General features: G+C 24.8%; 5 protein-coding genes. 4 read left to right on the top strand and 1 reads right to left on the bottom strand.

All coding sequences use genetic code 11. The features are described 5' to 3' along the window. The first annotated feature begins 193 nt into the window (after positions 1–193). From A500_RS14335 to A500_RS20810, 3 genes are read left to right on the top strand one after another with little or no spacing between them, the layout of a single operon-like run. Entirely contained in the window at positions 194–1,183 is a 990-nt protein-coding gene (locus tag A500_RS14335) for a hypothetical protein (protein ID WP_016208286.1), read from the top strand. A gap of 16 nt (positions 1,184–1,199) precedes the next feature. Next, on the top strand, positions 1,200–1,457 hold the full coding sequence (locus tag A500_RS14330; RefSeq protein WP_016208285.1) for a helix-turn-helix domain-containing protein: 258 nt from the start codon (positions 1,200–1,202) through the stop codon (positions 1,455–1,457). Positions 1,458–1,500: 43 nt separating this feature from the next. Beyond that, a complete protein-coding gene (locus tag A500_RS20810; protein WP_016208284.1) occupies positions 1,501–1,641 on the top strand; it encodes a hypothetical protein in 141 nt (46 codons plus the stop codon). A 93-nt stretch (positions 1,642–1,734) separates the two neighbouring features. On the opposite strand, the gene A500_RS14325 is transcribed toward A500_RS20810, so the two are convergent. Next, positions 1,735–2,370: a YesL family protein gene (locus A500_RS14325; protein WP_016208283.1), complete on the bottom strand. Its 636-nt coding sequence runs from the start codon at positions 2,368–2,370 to the stop codon at positions 1,735–1,737. Positions 2,371–2,566: 196 nt separating this feature from the next. Between A500_RS14325 and rhaM the strand changes: the two genes are divergently transcribed. Further along, complete coding sequence (rhaM, locus tag A500_RS14320; RefSeq protein WP_016208282.1) at positions 2,567–2,884, top strand: L-rhamnose mutarotase; 318 nt, start codon at positions 2,567–2,569, stop codon at positions 2,882–2,884. The last annotated feature ends 151 nt before the right edge of the window (positions 2,885–3,035 follow it).

Here is a 3,035-nt window from a genome sequence, read left to right as displayed (position 1 = left end):
AGAATGTAATATTATATTTAATAATATAATAACTAGAAATTTTTATGAAAAAATTCTGGAACCTGTTTACAAATTAATATAATAAGCATATGATATAAGTAGTAAGTAGTAAGTAGTAAGTAGTAAGTAGTAAGTGAGTTACATATAATTTACTTATTATAAGAAAATTAATTATAAAAAAGAGGGGAAATTTATGAGAAATTTGAAATTATCTCAAAGTTATTCAATGATTGCGTTAAATGCACAAGATAGTATTCATATGACAACAATTAAAAAAGTATCACTTCATTGCATTGCAGCAGCAGTTGTTCTAGAATCTTATTTAAACGGTGATTTTACAGAAATTAATGAGAAACTATTATTAAAAAAATCATATATAGAAAATCCTAATATTACTTTATATCAGGAAGCGGTTTTCAAACCTCTTTTTAATAAGAAAGAGGTTATATGTGAGGATTTAAAATGGTGGTTATCAAAAGCGTCGAACTTAGGTAATAAATATCTAAAGAAACTTGAAGTTACTATGGCAGATTTCTTAAAGGGATATAACCATATGGAAGAGATACCAAGTTTATTAGGTTGTGATATATATTACAAAACAGCAGGACTTTTATTAAGAGAGTATAGAAGTGATATAGGTGAATATTCTAAAATAATTGAATTTCTTAGGGCAGAGGTTCTAGAAGATGGAACTTTAAGTGATGAAAATATGCTTATGTTGTGGCTTCTTAGAGAAAGTGGATATATGCAAGATGTTTTTTCTAAAGGAGACTTAGAAATAGTAGATAAAAGAATGCATAAATTGATTATAAATAATAAGATGATAAAAAAGCTTTATGATGTTCATATTTACCATGGAGTTGAAATGGCTGTAAAGGGATTTTTGAATTTGAAAAAAAATGCAATGAAAACCCCTACAGGAATAGGAATAAATTTTGTATTTCCTATTATAGAGAGATCCCAATCTATTTTCATTGATACAGAAGAATGGCTTCCTAAAGCAAGCCAAAGATTAGAAGATGTAAAAAAAAGACTTCAGGAAAATGGACACAATTATATAATTATACGTGAAGGAGCTGTGCCTTTAATTAAAATAGATAATATTATTTATGAGGCTATACCTGAAGCTATTCAAGGTAGAATACCTATTCATGGGGTACGACTTAGAAGATATCCTATTTAAAGGAGTTGTATAATTAATGTCTAGACAACGATCTATGGAAAAAATACTAGAATCTGAATATGTATCAATTGGAGAACTTGTAAAGATTACTAATTCAAGATATAGTACACTTAAATACTATACTGAAGAAGGTATGATACCTTTTGAGCAAGAAGAAGAGAATTTAACAAGAAGATTTAAACGTGAAGATGCAGTTAAAATAATTGAAGAAATTAAGGAATTAAAGAATAAGGGATATAGTATTCCTGAAATTAAAGAGTTAATAATTAAATAAATACAAAAATATTACAGGTTAATAAGTTAGAGGAGTAAATATATTGAAGAATAATATAGAGAAAACTTGTCCAATTTGCGGGGCGATTATGAAAGAGTATAATTTTGCATATGATAACAACCAATATGGAAAGAAATATTATAAGTGTGAAGAATGTGGTCATAAAGAAAACACAATGAATTAATTTCAATTCTTTTACATTAAAAATAATATATAAATTTAAATATAAAAAATAGGTATGTGTATTTGGCACATACCTATTTTTGTGCATTAATCATTAAATGCTATTAAAATTAGAATTATTTGAGGGATATTTATTAAAAATCATATTAAATATATATGATGATAAGTAACAGTATAGTGAGATTCCAACAAAAATTGTGAAGAATATAGAAAAAGGATAAATAAGATTCATAACAATAAATAAAATACCAAGTAAAGATATGATAAGGCTATATGGTAAGTGTTTCATTGATAGTAAAAATGATAGTTTTAATGATTTAATAATAGAAATATCAGCTTTACTTATTGTTGGAAAAACATAAGGAATAACTAGAAGAAAAATAATAATAAAAAATGCAATTACTATCATAGCGAAATATCCTAAAGCAGATTGGAATCTTGGCCAAAATATTGAATTGATAGCAAGAACTAATGATGAAATTAAAATTATTAACCAAAGTATAGTTGATTTTTTAAAATTATCTTTAAAAGCTTTAAAATAATCTTTTATAATACTTCCTTCAGATTCATTTGCTAAGTTAAGCGAAACAGAATAAAGGGCTTTTGTTGAAGCTCCTATAGTAAATAATGGAAGACTAGAAAAGATCCATAAAAAATTTAGTATTATTAGTTCTGAAACTCTTCCCATAAATCTAAACAGCATATTATCTACGCTAAAAAATTTTCCCATAGCTATCCTCCTAAAATAATAATATTAAAATTTTATAATAACTTTGTATTCTATAAAATCATAATACAATATGATTTTATAGAATACAAAGGGCTAAAGGAAGTTTTATAAATATGTATATTAAATAATAAAAAAGTACATTAAAGTATAAAATTATTATATTTATAATAAGGGTAATACTTAGGAGGGGTTGTGTATGAGTTATAGAAGATGTTTTAAAATGAAGCTTAATGAAGGTTGTGCAGAAGAGTATAAAATTAGACATAACAATCTTTGGGATGAAATGAAGGATATGATACATAAATATGGAGGAGAAAACTATTCTATATTTTTAGATGAAGAAACTAATTTTCTATATGGATATATAGAACTTAAAGATTTAGAGCTTTGGAGTAAAAGTGCTAGTACAGATATTTGTAAAAAATGGTGGACTTATATGGCAGATATAATGGAAACAAATGAAGATAATAGTCCTATATCAATAGATTTAAAAGAAATGTTTTATTTAAAATAGTTAAATGCTATTTATTTTTAATTTTGAAGAGTGAACAGTGATAAAAGATGTAAAGTTGAAAAGGTTTAACAAAAAGTGAATGAAATAAAAATATTATACATTTTTATTTATTTGAGTACTTTTATAAAATTAGAGTATAAGAAAAAATATA

Origin of the sequence: Clostridium sartagoforme AAU1 (genome assembly GCF_000401215.1) — a bacterium.
GTDB lineage: Bacteria > Bacillota > Clostridia > Clostridiales > Clostridiaceae > Clostridium > Clostridium sartagoforme.
This window is presented reverse-complemented; position numbering and strand designations above follow the sequence as displayed.